14 protein-coding genes are annotated in these 14,073 nt (G+C 64.7%); 12 read left to right on the top strand and 2 right to left on the bottom strand.

The genetic code is table 11. The annotated features are described in order from the left end of the window. Window positions 1–196: 196 nt before the first annotated feature. From L6D77_RS24645 to lnt, 8 genes are all read left to right on the top strand, one after another. Window positions 197–994, top strand: coding sequence for a hydroxymethylpyrimidine/phosphomethylpyrimidine kinase (locus tag L6D77_RS24645; protein WP_232882701.1), 798 nt, complete (start codon window positions 197–199; stop codon window positions 992–994). 14 nt (window positions 995–1,008) lie between these two features. Next, window positions 1,009–1,632, top strand: coding sequence for a thiamine phosphate synthase (gene thiE, locus L6D77_RS24640; protein WP_232882700.1), 624 nt, complete (start codon window positions 1,009–1,011; stop codon window positions 1,630–1,632). A 17-nt stretch (window positions 1,633–1,649) separates the two neighbouring features. After that, window positions 1,650–2,933, top strand: a complete 1,284-nt coding sequence (hemL, locus tag L6D77_RS24635; RefSeq protein WP_232882699.1) for a glutamate-1-semialdehyde 2,1-aminomutase — start codon at window positions 1,650–1,652, stop codon at window positions 2,931–2,933. Between the two features lie 216 nt (window positions 2,934–3,149). Continuing rightward, window positions 3,150–3,695 (top strand): tetratricopeptide repeat protein, encoded by a 546-nt coding sequence (locus L6D77_RS24630; protein ID WP_232882698.1) that lies wholly within the window; start codon window positions 3,150–3,152, stop codon window positions 3,693–3,695. 181 nt (window positions 3,696–3,876) lie between these two features. After that, window positions 3,877–4,875 carry a PhoH family protein gene (locus tag L6D77_RS24625; RefSeq protein ID WP_232882697.1) on the top strand — a complete coding sequence of 333 codons (999 nt, stop codon included), beginning with the start codon at window positions 3,877–3,879 and terminating at the stop codon, window positions 4,873–4,875. Continuing rightward, entirely contained in the window at window positions 4,868–5,341 is a 474-nt protein-coding gene (gene ybeY, locus L6D77_RS24620) for an rRNA maturation RNase YbeY (RefSeq protein WP_232882696.1), read from the top strand. Before L6D77_RS24625 ends, ybeY begins: the two co-directional genes overlap by 8 nt. A gap of 26 nt (window positions 5,342–5,367) precedes the next feature. After that, complete coding sequence (locus L6D77_RS24615; RefSeq protein ID WP_232882695.1) at window positions 5,368–6,207, top strand: HlyC/CorC family transporter; 840 nt, start codon at window positions 5,368–5,370, stop codon at window positions 6,205–6,207. An 8-nt stretch (window positions 6,208–6,215) separates the two neighbouring features. Beyond that, a complete protein-coding gene (gene lnt, locus L6D77_RS24610; RefSeq protein ID WP_232882694.1) occupies window positions 6,216–7,733 on the top strand; it encodes an apolipoprotein N-acyltransferase in 1,518 nt (505 codons plus the stop codon). Between the two features lie 126 nt (window positions 7,734–7,859). Here the strand turns inward: lnt and L6D77_RS24605 are convergent, their stop codons facing one another. Then, the gene (locus L6D77_RS24605) at window positions 7,860–8,621 is read right to left on the bottom strand and encodes a YdcF family protein (RefSeq protein ID WP_232882693.1); all 762 of its coding nucleotides are present in this window, start codon (window positions 8,619–8,621) and stop codon (window positions 7,860–7,862) included. Window positions 8,622–8,750: 129 nt separating this feature from the next. Next, window positions 8,751–9,065, bottom strand: a complete 315-nt coding sequence (locus L6D77_RS24600) for a hypothetical protein (protein ID WP_125462479.1) — start codon at window positions 9,063–9,065, stop codon at window positions 8,751–8,753. A gap of 239 nt (window positions 9,066–9,304) precedes the next feature. Between L6D77_RS24600 and leuS the strand changes: the two genes are divergently transcribed. The 4 genes from leuS to arfA all read left to right on the top strand — a co-directional run bounded on the left by leuS (window position 9,305) and on the right by arfA (window position 13,916). Further along, window positions 9,305–11,911, top strand: a complete 2,607-nt coding sequence (leuS, locus tag L6D77_RS24595; RefSeq protein ID WP_232882692.1) for a leucine--tRNA ligase — start codon at window positions 9,305–9,307, stop codon at window positions 11,909–11,911. A gap of 61 nt (window positions 11,912–11,972) precedes the next feature. Further along, a complete protein-coding gene (locus tag L6D77_RS24590; protein WP_232882691.1) occupies window positions 11,973–12,578 on the top strand; it encodes an LPS-assembly lipoprotein LptE in 606 nt (201 codons plus the stop codon). Between the two features lie 36 nt (window positions 12,579–12,614). Continuing rightward, entirely contained in the window at window positions 12,615–13,652 is a 1,038-nt protein-coding gene (gene holA / locus L6D77_RS24585; RefSeq protein WP_232882690.1) for a DNA polymerase III subunit delta, read from the top strand. Window positions 13,653–13,751: 99 nt separating this feature from the next. Then, window positions 13,752–13,916: an alternative ribosome rescue factor ArfA gene (arfA, locus tag L6D77_RS24580; protein ID WP_232882689.1), complete on the top strand. Its 165-nt coding sequence runs from the start codon at window positions 13,752–13,754 to the stop codon at window positions 13,914–13,916. The last annotated feature ends 157 nt before the right edge of the window (window positions 13,917–14,073 follow it).

The following is a 14,073-nucleotide window of genomic DNA, read 5'->3' as shown; positions in this document are numbered from 1 at the left end:
CAGTGTCCGTTGATCGAATTATCCGAGCACTCTAGCATAGCTTTCCAGCAAGGCCAGAGGCCACCGCGAATTTGCACGAAACAGCTCTAGCACGCGCATTACAGATTAAACAGCCTGAGCAATTTGACCGTTCGATCAGCAAATCTTGCGCAGCGATCGATCCGCACAAAAAGGTTTGGTGATAAGCTCGCCGACCATGAATACCTACAGCTCCCGCCCCGTTGTCCTCTGTCTCTCCGGCCACGACCCAAGTGGTGGCGCCGGGCTGCAGGCAGATATCGAAGCCCTGATCGCCCAAGGCTGTCACGCAGCGCCAACCGTGACCGCCCTGACCGTGCAGGATACCGTCAACGTTTCCGACTTCCGCGTGCTCGACCGCGAGTGGGTTTTGGCCCAGGCCAACGCCGTGCTGGCCGATTCCACCGTGGCCTCGGTCAAGCTGGGTATGCTCGGCTCGATCGAAATGGTCGACACCGTGGCCGAACTGCTCAAGGCCCACCCGCACTTGCCGTTGGTCTGCGACCCGGTGCTGCGCGCCGGCGGCGGTGGCCGCCTGGGCAAGGACGAGGTTGGCTATGCGCTGCGCGAACGCCTGCTGCCACTGGCCACCATCGCCACCCCTAACCTGCCCGAGGCCCGCATCCTCGCCGAGCTGCCGGACGGCACTGCCGACGAGTGCGCCGCCAAGCTGCTGCCCTTCGTCGAGCACCTGCTGATCACCGGCGGCCACGGCGACGAAGACGAAATCCACAACCGCCTGTACAGCCGCGATGGCCAGCAGCACACCTGGACCTGCCAGCGCCTGCCCGGCAGCTACCACGGCTCGGGTTGCACCCTGGCCAGCGCCCTGGCCGGCCGCCTGGCCCTCGGCGAACAACTGCAAAGCGCCGTGCGCAGCGCCCTGGACTACACCTGGCGCACCCTGCGCGACGCCGAGCAACTGGGCAAGGGCCAGTACGTGCCGCGCCGCCTGCCCCTGGATTTCTGCTCCTGACACGAGGCCACCCGATGAAGCTTTGCGGTCTGTATGCGATCACCGACAGCCAGCTGCTCGCCGGCCGTTTCCTAAGCCACGTCGAAGCGGCACTCGAAGGCGGCGTCTGCCTGTTGCAGTACCGCGACAAGAGCGACGATGCCGCCCGCCGCTTGCGTGAGGCCGAAGCGCTGATGAAGCTGTGCGAGCGCTACGGCACCCAGCTGATCATCAACGACGACGCCGAGCTGGCCGCGCGCCTGGGCGTCGGCGTGCACCTGGGCCAGACCGACGGCCCGCTCACGCCAGCCCGCGCCCTGCTCGGCCGCCAGGCGATCATCGGCTCCACCTGCCATGCCAGCCTCGAGCTTGCCCAGCAGGCCGCCAAAGAAGGTGCCGACTACGTCGCCTTCGGCCGCTTCTTCAATTCCGTCACCAAGCCGGGCGCACCGGCCGCCAGCGTCGAACTGCTGGAGCAGGCCCGCGCCCAGGTCAAGCTGCCGATCGCCGTGATCGGCGGCATCACCCTCGACAACGCCGCCCCGCTGGTCGCCCACGGCGCCGACTTGCTGGCGGTGATCCACGGCCTGTTCGGTGCCGACAGCGCGCAGGAAGTCACCCGCCGCGCCCGCGCCTTCAACGCCCTGTTCGCCTCCTGATTTCGAGAGAAGATCCCATGTCCCGTTCCGAAGCCCTGTTCGCCCAAGCCCAGAAGCACATCCCCGGCGGCGTCAACTCGCCGGTGCGCGCCTTCAAGAGCGTCGGCGGCACCCCGCTGTTCTTCAAGCACGCCGAAGGCGCCTACGTCATCGATGAAGACGACAAGCGCTACGTCGACTACGTCGGTTCCTGGGGCCCGATGATCCTCGGCCACGCCCACCCGGACGTGCTGGACTCGGTCCGTAAACAGTTGGAACACGGCCTGTCCTACGGCGCCCCGACCGCCATGGAAACCGAGATGGCCGACCTGGTCTGCTCGATCGTGCCGTCGATGGAAATGGTGCGCATGGTCAGCTCCGGCACCGAAGCCACCATGAGCGCCATTCGCCTGGCCCGTGGCTACACCGGCCGTGACGCCATCATCAAGTTCGAAGGCTGCTACCACGGCCACTCCGACAGCCTGCTGGTCAAGGCCGGCTCGGGCCTGCTGACCCAGGGCGTGCCGAGCTCGGCCGGTGTACCGGCGGACTTCGCCAAGCACACCCTGACCCTGCCGTTCAACGACATCGCCGCAGTCGAGAAAACCCTCGCCGACGTCGGCCAGACCGTAGCCTGCATCATCGTCGAGCCGGTGGCCGGCAACATGAACTGCGTACCGCCGGCGCCGGGCTTCCTCGAAGGCCTGCGCGCGCTGTGCGACAAGCACGGCGTGGTGCTGATCTTCGACGAAGTGATGACCGGTTTCCGCGTGTCCCTCGGCGGTGCCCAGGGCTACTACGGCATCACCCCCGACCTGTCGACCTTCGGCAAGATCGTCGGCGGCGGCATGCCGGTCGGCTGCTTCGGCGGCAAGCGCGAAATCATGGGTTGCATCGCCCCGCTCGGCCCGGTCTACCAGGCCGGGACCCTGTCGGGTAACCCGCTGGCCATGGCGGCGGGCCTCACCACCCTCAAGCTGATCAGCCGCCCGGGCTTCCACGACGAGCTCACCGCCTTCACCAGCCGCATGCTCGATGGCCTGCAGCAGCGCGCCGATGCCGCAGGCATCCCGTTCGTCACCACCCAGGCGGGCGCCATGTTCGGCCTGTACTTCAGCGGCGCCGATGACATCGTCACCTTCGACGACGTAATGGCCAGCGATGCGGACCGCTTCAAGCGCTTCTTCCACCTGATGCTCGAAGGCGGCGTGTACCTGGCGCCGAGCGCGTTCGAGGCGGGCTTCACCTCCATCGCCCACGGCGACAAGGAGCTGCAGATCACCCTGGACGCGGCTGAGCGGGCGTTTGCCAAGCTGAAGTAACAACTGAGCCTGTGCCGGCCTCTTCGCCGCTGCGATTTGCCCGCGAAGAGGCCGGCACAGGAGTGATTGTGATCTGCGTCACAGCGCAACACCGCACTTACCCGAAGGCGTACCATTGCAGAAATCTGAGTAAAACTTTGTAAGGTTGGCGCTGCTTATCCCATAATGTGCCACCAGAGACCTTGGCCGTAGCTTTGCAGAGGTAAGTCGATCCCCATGAACCGCACCGGCCGCGCCCTGACCATGGGCTGCCTGTTGCTTCTTCAGCCCCTGCTGGCCCTGGCAGAGGGTGGTAACTCGTTGCTGATTCCAGCGACGGGCCGCTGCACGCTGAATGCCGCGCCGGAGGATCAAGAGAGCGCCCTGAAGGCCTGCGAGCAAACGGCGGACGCCGGGGATGCCGAAGCACAGTACGAGCTGGGCGAGTTCTACTACAGCGGTACCCCCCGCCACCTCGACAAAGCGCTCAAGTGGTTCGAGAAGGCTTCGTTGCAGGGCCACGCCCAGTCGCAGTATCGCCTCGGTTCGATGTTCTTCCACGGCGAAGGGGTCAAGGCCAACAATGTGCAGGCCTACATCCTGCTGAAGATGGCGGCGGTCAACGGTGCCGAAGACGCACTGGACATGGCCGACGAAGTCACCGAGCAGATGCCCCGCGACGAGCTCGAGCATGCCACCCAGGTGCTCGGCCAAATCTTCCGCAAATACCTGCTGGAACTGCAGAACGCCGAAGGGCGCACCCCTTTCTCGCCACTCCCCTGAACCGCCCTCGCTCCCCAGCAAAAGCCCCCGGCATAATCGAACGGTAAACATGCACTGCGACACTGCGTCGGGCGATCACCACGGTCGCAGCGACCCTTGATCGTTTCAGTGCTTTCGCCACTGCCACTCAAGGGTTATTCTTGAGCTCACATTCATTGCCGTCGAGCGGCTAAAAACCACCTTGAACGCACCCATACAACCCCATCGCTTCATCCTCGAACCTTTCGAGGCCCATCGTTTCGCCAACCTGTGCGGCCAGTTCGACGAGCACTTGCGCCTGATCGAGCAACGCCTGGCCATCGAGATCCGCAACCGCGGCAATCAGTTCGAGCTGATCGGCGAACCCAAGACCACCTCCGCCGCCGAACAACTGCTGCGCCGCCTCTATCGCGAGGCCAAGGCCAGCGAGCTGTCGCCGGAAACGGTCCACCTCTATCTCCAGGAATCCGCGGTCGAGAGCATCGGCAACCCTGCGGTGAACGAAGTCAGCGTCTCGCTGCGCACGCGCAAGGGCAAGATCACGCCGCGCGGCGTCAACCAGCAACGCTACGTCAAAGAGATCCTGGCCAACGACATCAACTTCGGCATCGGCCCGGCCGGTACCGGCAAGACCTACCTGGCCGTGGCCTGCGCCGTGGATGCGCTGGAGCGCGAGCAAGTGCGCCGCATCCTGCTGGTGCGCCCGGCGGTCGAGGCTGGCGAGAAGCTCGGCTTCCTGCCCGGCGACCTGGCCCAGAAGATCGACCCGTACCTGCGCCCGCTGTACGACGCGCTGTACGAGATGCTCGGCTTCGAACATGTGGCCAAGCTCATCGAGCGCCAGGTGATCGAGATCGCCCCGCTGGCCTACATGCGTGGCCGCACGCTCAACAACAGCTTCATCATCCTCGACGAAAGCCAGAACACCACCCTCGAGCAGATGAAGATGTTCCTCACCCGCATCGGCTTCGGCTCGACCGCGGTGATCACCGGCGACATCACCCAGGTCGACCTGCCACGCGGCACCAAGTCGGGCCTGGCCCACGTGATCGAGGTGCTCAAGGACGTACCGGGCATCAGCTTCACCCATTTCCAGCCCAAGGACGTGGTGCGCCACCCTTTGGTGCAACGCATTGTCGAAGCCTATGACCGCTTCGAAGCCCGACAGGCCCAGCCCGAGGTGCGCGGCAAAGATGCTTGAACTCGATCTGCAACGGGCCACGGATGCTGCCAGCCCGGATGACGCCGCCTTCCGCCGCTGGTGCGAGCTTGCCCTGCGCCAGCGCAGCGCCGACTCCGAGATGACCATCCGCCTGGTCGACGAAGCCGAAGGCCGCGAGCTGAACCATACCTACCGGCACAAGGACTACGCGACCAACGTGCTGTCCTTCCCCGCCGACGTGCCCGACGACCTGCTGGACATCCCGCTGCTCGGCGACCTGGTGATCTGCGTCGCCGTGGTCGAGCGCGAGGCTAAAGAACAAGGCAAATCGCTAGAAGCGCACTGGGCCCACCTGGTCATCCATGGCTGCCTGCACCTGCTCGGCTACGATCACATCGACGACGACGAAGCCGAAGAGATGGAAGCGCTGGAACGGGAATTGCTGGCGGAACTGGGTCACCCGGACCCATACGCCGACGACGAAACCGACTCAATCACACACTGACACTGCAAGGAACACGAGTAACCGCCATGAGCGAAGACCGATCGAGCAACGGGCAAAAGTCCTGGCTGGGCAAACTGACCCAGGCTTTTGCCCATGAGCCGAAAAACCGTCAGCAGCTGCTGGAGCTGCTGCGCGAAGCCCATCAGAACAAGCTGCTCGACAGCGAAGCGCTGACCATCGTCGAAGGCGCCATCCAGGTCGCCGACCTGCAGGTGCGCGACATCATGGTGCCGCGCTCGCAGATGATCAGCATCAAGGCCAGCCAGTCACCACGCGAATTCCTGCCGGCGATCATCGACGCCGCGCACTCGCGCTACCCGGTGATCGGCGAAAGCCACGACGATGTGCTCGGCATCCTGCTCGCCAAGGACCTGCTGCCGCTGATCCTCAAAGAGAATGGCGACAGCTTCAATATCAAGGACCTGCTGCGCCCGGCCACCTTCGTGCCGGAATCCAAGCGCCTGAACGTGCTGCTGCGCGAGTTCCGCGCCAACCACAACCACATGGCCATCGTCATCGACGAATACGGCGGCGTGGCGGGCCTGGTCACCATCGAAGACGTGCTTGAACAGATCGTCGGCGACATCGAAGACGAGCACGACGTCGAGGAAGACAGCTACATCAAGCCGCTGCCCAGCGGCGACTTCCTGGTCAAGGCACTCACCCCGATCGAGAACTTCAACGCGTTCTTCGACAGTGAATTCTCCGACGACGAGTTCGACACCGTCGGCGGCCTGGTCATGAGTGCATTCGGCCACCTGCCCAAACGCAACGAGACCACCGAGATCGGCGGCTACCGCTTCCGCATTCTCAACGCCGACAGCCGGCGGATACACCTGCTACGCCTGACACCGATCAACCGTTAAGGACGAACATGCGCTGGATCACCCGCCCCGGCTGGCCCGGTAACCTGCTGGCCATGGTGGCCGGCGCTTCCACCCTACTGGCCCTGGCGCCGTTCGACATCTGGCCGCTGGCACTGCTGTCCATCGCCCTGTTCTATGCTGGCCTGCGCACGCTCAGCCCGCGCCAGGCCCTGGCCCGTGGCTGGTGCTTCGGCTTCGGCCTGTATGGCGCCGGCACCTGGTGGATCTACGTCAGCATGAACACCTACGGCGGCGCCTCGCCGCTGTTGGCGATCCTGCTGCTGCTGGCGTTCTTCGCCTGCCTGGCGTTCTTCTTTGCCTTGCCGGCCTGGCTCTGGGCGCGCTGGCTGCGCCGCGACGAGGCCCCCCTGGCCGACGCGCTGAGCTTCGCTGCCCTGTGGCTGCTGCAGGAGGCCTTCCGCGGCTGGTTCCTGACCGGTTTCCCGTGGCTCTACGCCGGCTACAGCCAGCTCGACGGCCCGTTGGCCGGGCTGGCGCCGCTCGGCGGTGTGTGGCTGGTGTCGTTCAGCCTTGCCCTGACCGCGGCGCTGCTGTGCAACCTCTATCGCCTGCGCTCGCGCCCATCGTTCCTGGCCATCGGCGTGGTCTTGCTGGTGGCACCCTGGGTCGTCGGCCTGGCACTCAAGGGTCACGCCTGGACCAAGCCGGCCGGTGATCCGCTCAAGGTCGCCGCATTGCAGGGCAACGTCGAACAAGACCTGAAGTGGGACCCGGCCCACGTCAACGCCCAGCTGGCGCTGTACCGTGACATGAGTTTCAGCTCGAAGCCGGTGGACTTGCTGATTTGGCCGGAAACCGCGGTACCGGTGCTCAAGGACCAGGCCCAGGGCTACATCGACATGATGGGGGCCTTTGCCGCCGAGCGGCATTCGGCGCTGATCACCGGGGTGCCGGTACGGCAGATGGTCCACCACCAGCGGCGCTACTTCAATGGCATCACCGTGGCCGGTGAAGGCGACGGCTTGTACCTCAAGCAGAAGCTGGTGCCGTTCGGCGAGTACGTGCCGCTGCAGGACATGCTGCGCGGGGCGATCGAGTTCTTCAACCTGCCGATGTCGGACTTCGCCCGTGGCCCCGCGGACCAGCCGCTGCTGCAGGCCAAGGGCTACCAGATTGCGCCGTACATCTGCTACGAAGTGGTCTACCCCGAGTTCGCCGCCAGCCTGGCCGCACGCAGCGACCTGCTGCTGACCATCAGCAACGACACCTGGTTCGGTACCTCGATCGGCCCGCTGCAGCACCTGCAGATGGCGCAGATGCGGGCGCTGGAGGCCGGCCGCTGGATGATCCGCGCCACCAACAACGGCGTGACCGCGCTGATCGACCCGTTCGGCAAGATCACCACGCAGGTCCCGCAGTTCCAGCGCGCGGTGCTGTATGGCGAGGTGGTGCCGATGCAACAGCTGACGCCTTACCTGCAATGGCGTTCTTGGCCGTTGGCGATTGTTTGTGCATTGCTGCTGGGTTGGGCGCTGCTGGCCGGGCGGATCGCCAAGACCGTTTGATCTTGCCTGCACCGACCTCATCGCCGGCAAGCCGGCTCCCACAGGGATTACATGGCCTTCAGGGCTAATGCCATACCTGTGGGAGCTGGCTTGCCAGCGATGAGGCCGCGTCAGGCGGTGCAAGTATCAGTAGAACACCCGATACCCCACTAACCCCACCGCCTCGTTCAGCAACTGCCCGCTTTGCCAGATCGCCCGGCTTTCCGGCAGCAACCCGGCAAACGGCCGGGCATGATCACGCCCGAGGAACCCCACCGGCGCCGGCACAACCTCGAACCCGGCACGCTCGAAGCTCCAGCGCGAACGCTGCATGTGCCAAGCCTGGGTCACCACCACCACACGGCGGATCCCCAGCGGCTGCAGCACCTGCGCGCTGAGCGCGGCATTTTCCCAGGTGGTACGGCTGGCCTCCTCCTTCCAGTTGACCGACACGCCGAAATCAACCTGCAGGCGCTCAGCCATCAACTGCGCCTCACTCGGCGGCGTACCGTAATGCAGGCCGCCGCTGGTCAGCACCGGCAACCCGGACGCCTTGGCCAGCTGCGCGGCATAGCGCATGCGCTCCAGGGCCAGATAGGAAGGTTGATCGCTGCCGCCCCACGCCGGGTCGCCACGGTCACGCCCGGCGCCGAGCACCACGATGGCATCGGCACGGGCTGCCAGGTTCGCCCAGCCCTGCGGCGCCAACGCAGGTTCGGTTTCCAGCTGCCGGGCCGCCTGCTCGACGACCAACGGCAGGCTCATCAGCCACAACCCGCCCAGGCCCAGGGCAAAACACACCGCCGCCAAGCGCGGCCGACGCCGACGCCACCACCAGGCCGCCAGCAGCAACAGCAGCAGTACACCCGGCGGCATCAGCCATTGTTTGATGAAAAAGCGGATCGGCATCACACACCTCCATGGAAGGCGTGCAGCCTAAGAGGATCGGCGTCGGGCCTCAAGGGGAGGTCGACGCCGATCGCAGTGTGGGTATTGAAGAACCGGCGCGTGAACACGTGCGCCTGCAAACCTGAACGGCTATCGGGATGGCTGCGTCCTGGATCTTGCTGGAGCAGTGGCGCGCTTTCTGTCCTTGAGCCAGATGATCCTGGCCGAGGACGGTTCCGGTTGCGGGTAGGCACCGGCGCTGGCATGGCGGCCTGCCGGGAGTGACTCCAGGTAGGCCTTGATCACCTCGAACTCGGCGTGGCTCAGGCCACGCAACTCCAGTTCGGCAGGCATCTCGTCGCGCAATCGTACTGAGGTTCTGGCCACTTCCAGTGCCAGGCCCAGGCGGTCGATCAGGCGTTCGTAAAGCTCCGGTTTGCTTGCGGGTAGTTGCGACTCTCCCATCCGTTCACCTCATTGAAGGTAAGAATATCTCCCCCCACAAATGAGCTTAGCGTTGTCATGAAAAGCAGCTGCCCGCCGCGACCAACGGCCCGCGCGGCGGGGGATGCAATCAGGGTTTCCCACGATGCGCGACGCTCATGTATGCTACGGCGTTCACTCTATCGACACCGGAGTGCCGGTCGCAGCGAGGTTGCGCTGCCTGGAAACAGGGTCCTTTCTCTCTCAGTTAAAAAGTAGCCATGCACGAACAATACACGCCCCGTGATATCGAAGCCGCCGCCCAGAAGTTCTGGGACGAGCAACAGTCGTTCGCTGTTACCGAACAGCCAGGCAAAGAGACCTACTACTGCCTGTCGATGTTCCCGTACCCGAGCGGCAAGCTACACATGGGCCACGTGCGCAACTACACCATCGGCGACGTGATTGCCCGCTACCAGCGCATGCTGGGCAAGAACGTCCTGCAGCCGATGGGCTGGGACGCCTTCGGCATGCCGGCGGAAAACGCGGCGATGAAAAACAATGTCGCGCCGGCCAAGTGGACCTACGAAAACATCGATTACATGAAGACCCAGCTCAAGAGCCTGGGCCTTGGTATCGACTGGGCCCGTGAAGTCACCACCTGCAAGCCGGACTACTATCGCTGGGAGCAGTGGCTGTTCACCCGCCTGTTCGAGAAAGGCATCATCTACCGCAAGAACGGCACCGTGAACTGGGACCCGGCCGACCAGACGGTCCTGGCCAACGAGCAGGTCATCGACGGCCGTGGCTGGCGTTCGGGCGCGCTGATCGAGAAGCGCGAAATCCCGATGTACTACTTCCGCATCACCGACTACGCCGACGAGCTGCTGGAAAGCCTCGACGAGCTGCCGGGCTGGCCTGAACAGGTCAAGACCATGCAGCGCAACTGGATCGGCAAGTCGCGCGGCATGGAAGTGCAGTTCCCGTACGACCAGGCCAGCATCGGCCATGAAGGCACGCTGAAAGTCTTCACCACCCGCCCCGACACCCTGATGGGCGCCACTTACGTCGCCGTCGCCGCCGAGCACCCACTGGCCACCCAGGCCGCCCAGGGCAATGCCGCGCTGCAAGCGTTCATCGAAGAATGCAAGAGCGGCAGCGTCGCCGAGGCCGATATGGCTACCCAGGAGAAGAAGGGCATGCCCACTTCCCTGCTGGTCGAGCACCCGCTGACCGGCGAGAAACTGCCGGTGTGGGTCGCCAACTACGTGCTGATGCACTACGGCGACGGCGCCGTGATGGCCGTGCCGGCCCACGACGAGCGCGACTTCGAGTTCGCCCACAAGTACAACCTGCCGGTGAAGGCCGTGGTGCGCACCAGCGCCGGTGACGAGGTTTCCAGCGAATGGCAGGCCGCCTATGGCGAGCATGGCCAGCTGATCAACTCCGGCGAATTCGACGGCCTGGACTTCGCCGGCGCCTTCGACGCCATCGAAGCCGCCCTGATCCGCAAGGACCTCGGCAAGTCGCGCACCCAGTTCCGCCTGCGCGACTGGGGTATCAGCCGCCAGCGCTACTGGGGCTGCCCGATCCCGATCATCCACTGCCCTTCGTGCGGCGACGTACCGGTGCCGGAAGACCAACTGCCGGTCACCCTGCCGGAAAACGTGGTGCCGGACGGCGCCGGTTCGCCACTGGCGCGCATGCCCGAGTTCTATGACTGCACCTGCCCGAAATGCGGCACCGCGGCCAAGCGCGAAACCGACACCATGGACACCTTCGTCGAGTCGTCCTGGTACTTCGCCCGCTACGCCTCGCCGAACTACGACCAGGGCCTGGTAGACCCAAAAGCAGCCAACCACTGGCTGCCGGTCGACCAGTACATCGGCGGTATCGAGCACGCCATCCTGCACCTGCTGTACGCACGCTTCTTCCACAAGCTGATGCGTGACGAAGGCCTGGTCACCTCCAACGAGCCGTTCAAGAACCTGCTCACCCAGGGCATGGTCGTCGCCGAAACCTACTACCGCGTCGCCAGCAACGGCGGCAAGGACTGGTTCAACCCGGCCGATGTCGAGATCGAGCGTGACGCCAAAGCCAAGATCATTGGCGCGCGCCTGAAGACCGACGGCCTGCCGGTGGAAATCGGCGGCACCGAGAAGATGTCGAAGTCGAAGAACAACGGCGTCGACCCACAGTCGATGATCGACGTCTACGGCGCCGACACCTGCCGCCTGTTCATGATGTTTGCCTCGCCGCCCGACATGAGCCTGGAATGGTCCGACTCCGGCGTCGAGGGTGCGAGCCGCTTCCTGCGCCGCGTCTGGCGCCTGGCCCAGGCCCACGTTGCCCAGGGTCTGCCAGGCAAGCTGGATGTCGCCGCGCTCGACGACGCACAAAAGGTCATCCGCCGTGCCATCCACGCGGCGATCAAGCAGGCCAGCACCGATGTCGGCCAGTTCCACAAGTTCAACACCGCCATCGCCCAGGTGATGACTGTAATGAACGTGCTGGAAAAGGCCCCGCAAGCCACCGCTCAGGACCGTGCCCTGCTGCAGGAAGGCCTGGAGGCCGTGACCCTGCTGCTGTCGCCGATCACCCCGCACATCTCCCACGAGCTGTGGAAGCACCTGGGCCACGACCAGGCCGTGATCGACGCCGGCTGGCCAGCCGTGGACGAAAGCGCGCTGGTGCAGGACACCGTCACCCTGGTGGTCCAGGTCAACGGCAAGCTGCGCGGCCAGGTGGACATGCCCGCCGCCTCCAGCCGCGAAGAAATCGAAGCGGCCGCCCGCAACAACGAGAATGTCCTGCGCTTCACCGATGGCCTGACCATCCGCAAGGTCATCGTCGTACCGGGCAAGCTGGTCAACATCGTCGCCAATTGATGGCAGCGCCCGCCCGCGAATGCCGCGGGCGGGCGTATTCGGCCCACGAGGGAGCTACAACATGATCAAACGCAATCTGCTGGTAATGGGCCTGGCCGTACTGCTCAGCGCCTGTGGTTTCCAGCTGCGCGGCACCGGCACCACCGAACTGACCATCAAGGAACTGGACGTCAGCGCCCGTAACTCGTACGGCGATACCGTCAAGCAACTGCGCAACACCCTGCAGAACAGCGGCGTGAAGGTTTACAACGGTGCACCTTACAAGCTGGTGCTCACCAACGAGCAGGAAACCCAGCGTGCCGCCACCTACACCGGCGGCACACGTTCAGCCGAATACGAGCTGACCACGGTGCTGAACTACACCATCGAAGGCCTCAACGACGCCGTGCTGCTGGAAGACAAGCTGCAGGTGCAGAAATACTATGTGCACGATGGCAATAACGTCACCGGCTCTGGCCAGGAAGCGAACCAGATCCGTCAGGAAATGCGCCGCGACCTGGTCCAGGCCATGGTGGTTCGCCTGCAGCAGCTGACCCCGCAACGCCTGGACGACCTGCAACACAAGGCCGACGAGCGCGCCCGGGCCGAAGCCCAGGCATTGCAGGAAGCACAACGCATCCGCGACGAGACGCCCCAGCAGTCCCCGCTGGAAGTCCCGTCCAACTGAGCCTGAACGGGGTGCCCCGGCACCCCGCCTTTCGCCATGAAACTCTCCCCCGCCCAACTCGCCAAACACCTGCAGGGCCAACTGGCGCCTGTGTACATCGTCAGCGGCGACGACCCGCTGCTGTGCCAGGAAGCGGCCGACGCCATTCGTGGCGCCGCACGCCAGCAAGGCTACGACGAGCGCCAAGTGTTCAGTGCCGATGCCAACTTCGATTGGGGCAACCTGCTGCTGGCCGGTGCCAGCCTCTCGCTGTTCGCCCAGCGTCGCCTGCTGGAGTTGCGCCTGCCTTCGGGCAAGCCTGGCGACAAGGGTGCAGCCGCGCTCATCGAATACTGCGCCAACCCTGCCGAAGACACCTTGCTGTTGATCAGCCTGCCCAAACTTGACGGCAGCGCGCAAAAAACCAAGTGGGGCAAGGCACTGGTCGAGGGCGGCCACTGCCAGTTCATCCAGATCTGGCCCGTGGACGCCCAGCAACTGCCGCAGTGGATCAACCAGCGCCTGTCGCAGGCCGGCCTCACAGCCCAGCGCGATGCGGTCGACATGATCGCAGCCAGGGTCGAAGGCAACCTGCTGGCCGCCGCCCAGGAGATCGAGAAGCTCAAGCTGTTGGCCGATGGCAACCCGATCACCGTGGAGACCGTGCAGGCGGCGGTGGCCGACAGCGCCCGCTTCGATGTCTTCGGCCTGGTCGATGCCATCCTCAATGGCGAGGCGGCCCATGCCCTGCGCATGCTCGAGGGGCTGCGCGGCGAAGGTGTCGAGCCGCCAGTGATCCTCTGGGCGCTGGCCCGCGAACTGCGCCTGCTGGCGGGGCTCGCACAGCAGTTCAGCCAGGGCGTGCCGCTGGACAAGGCCTTCAGCCAGGCCCGGCCACCGGTGTGGGACAAACGCCGACCGCTGGTGAGCAAGGCCCTGCAACGCCTCTCGGCACAACGCTGGGCAATGCTGCTGCAGGATGCCCAGCACATCGATGCACAGATCAAAGGGCAAGCCCAGGGCTCACCCTGGACCAGCCTGGCGCGCTTGTCGTTGCTGATGGCCGGGCAACGACTGGCCCTTCCCGCCGAATGACCGCGATGCGGCCTTCGAACCATAAACACAATCAATTGGCCCCCACCCTCGCACAGGCCTAGAGTGCGCCCCGAAACCCACCCCAATCGGGAACCCGCCATGAGCAAAAAGCCGAAAAAACACGGCCCCAACAAGGCCAAGTCGATCGTCGCCCAACCGCTGTTCCGCTGCCGCCAGGAACGACCGGACAAAGGCAAAGGCAGCTACCGCCGCGAAGCCTTCCAATCGAGAGATTGGGAGGCTTCCTGCTTTATGGCGGCATGAAAGCCATCAAAGGCATGAAATGCGCAGGCATGGTATGGTCGGCACCTGACCTGCAATTCTGGATTCGTGCATGCCCTCTCGTCTCACTCTACGCTGGCAACCTCGCCAGCTGATCGCGGCCACCAGCTTCATCCTGCTCGTTGCCTGCGCCGAGAAA

This window comes from Pseudomonas parasichuanensis (genome assembly GCF_021601385.1).
Lineage (GTDB): Bacteria > Pseudomonadota > Gammaproteobacteria > Pseudomonadales > Pseudomonadaceae > Aquipseudomonas > Aquipseudomonas parasichuanensis.
The sequence above is the reverse complement of the archived record's forward strand: the minus strand, read 5'-3'. Positions and strand labels throughout refer to the sequence as shown.

What these genes read in the sequence shown, in the direction of transcription:
- L6D77_RS24645 (WP_232882701.1), top strand. Translation starts at nt 197, where the DNA reads ATGAATACCTACAGCTCCCGCCCCGTTGTCCTCTGTCTCTCCGGCCAC.
- thiE (WP_232882700.1), top strand. Translation starts at nt 1,009, where the DNA reads ATGAAGCTTTGCGGTCTGTATGCGATCACCGACAGCCAGCTGCTCGCC.
- hemL (WP_232882699.1), top strand. Translation starts at nt 1,650, where the DNA reads ATGTCCCGTTCCGAAGCCCTGTTCGCCCAAGCCCAGAAGCACATCCCC.
- L6D77_RS24630 (WP_232882698.1), top strand. Translation starts at nt 3,150, where the DNA reads ATGAACCGCACCGGCCGCGCCCTGACCATGGGCTGCCTGTTGCTTCTT.
- ybeY (WP_232882696.1), top strand. Translation starts at nt 4,868, where the DNA reads ATGCTTGAACTCGATCTGCAACGGGCCACGGATGCTGCCAGCCCGGAT.
- L6D77_RS24615 (WP_232882695.1), top strand. Translation starts at nt 5,368, where the DNA reads ATGAGCGAAGACCGATCGAGCAACGGGCAAAAGTCCTGGCTGGGCAAA.
- lnt (WP_232882694.1), top strand. Translation starts at nt 6,216, where the DNA reads ATGCGCTGGATCACCCGCCCCGGCTGGCCCGGTAACCTGCTGGCCATG.
- L6D77_RS24605 (WP_232882693.1), bottom strand. Translation starts at nt 8,621, where the DNA reads ATGCCGATCCGCTTTTTCATCAAACAATGGCTGATGCCGCCGGGTGTA.
- L6D77_RS24600 (WP_125462479.1), bottom strand. Translation starts at nt 9,065, where the DNA reads ATGGGAGAGTCGCAACTACCCGCAAGCAAACCGGAGCTTTACGAACGC.
- leuS (WP_232882692.1), top strand. Translation starts at nt 9,305, where the DNA reads ATGCACGAACAATACACGCCCCGTGATATCGAAGCCGCCGCCCAGAAG.
- L6D77_RS24590 (WP_232882691.1), top strand. Translation starts at nt 11,973, where the DNA reads ATGATCAAACGCAATCTGCTGGTAATGGGCCTGGCCGTACTGCTCAGC.
- holA (WP_232882690.1), top strand. Translation starts at nt 12,615, where the DNA reads ATGAAACTCTCCCCCGCCCAACTCGCCAAACACCTGCAGGGCCAACTG.
- arfA (WP_232882689.1), top strand. Translation starts at nt 13,752, where the DNA reads ATGAGCAAAAAGCCGAAAAAACACGGCCCCAACAAGGCCAAGTCGATC.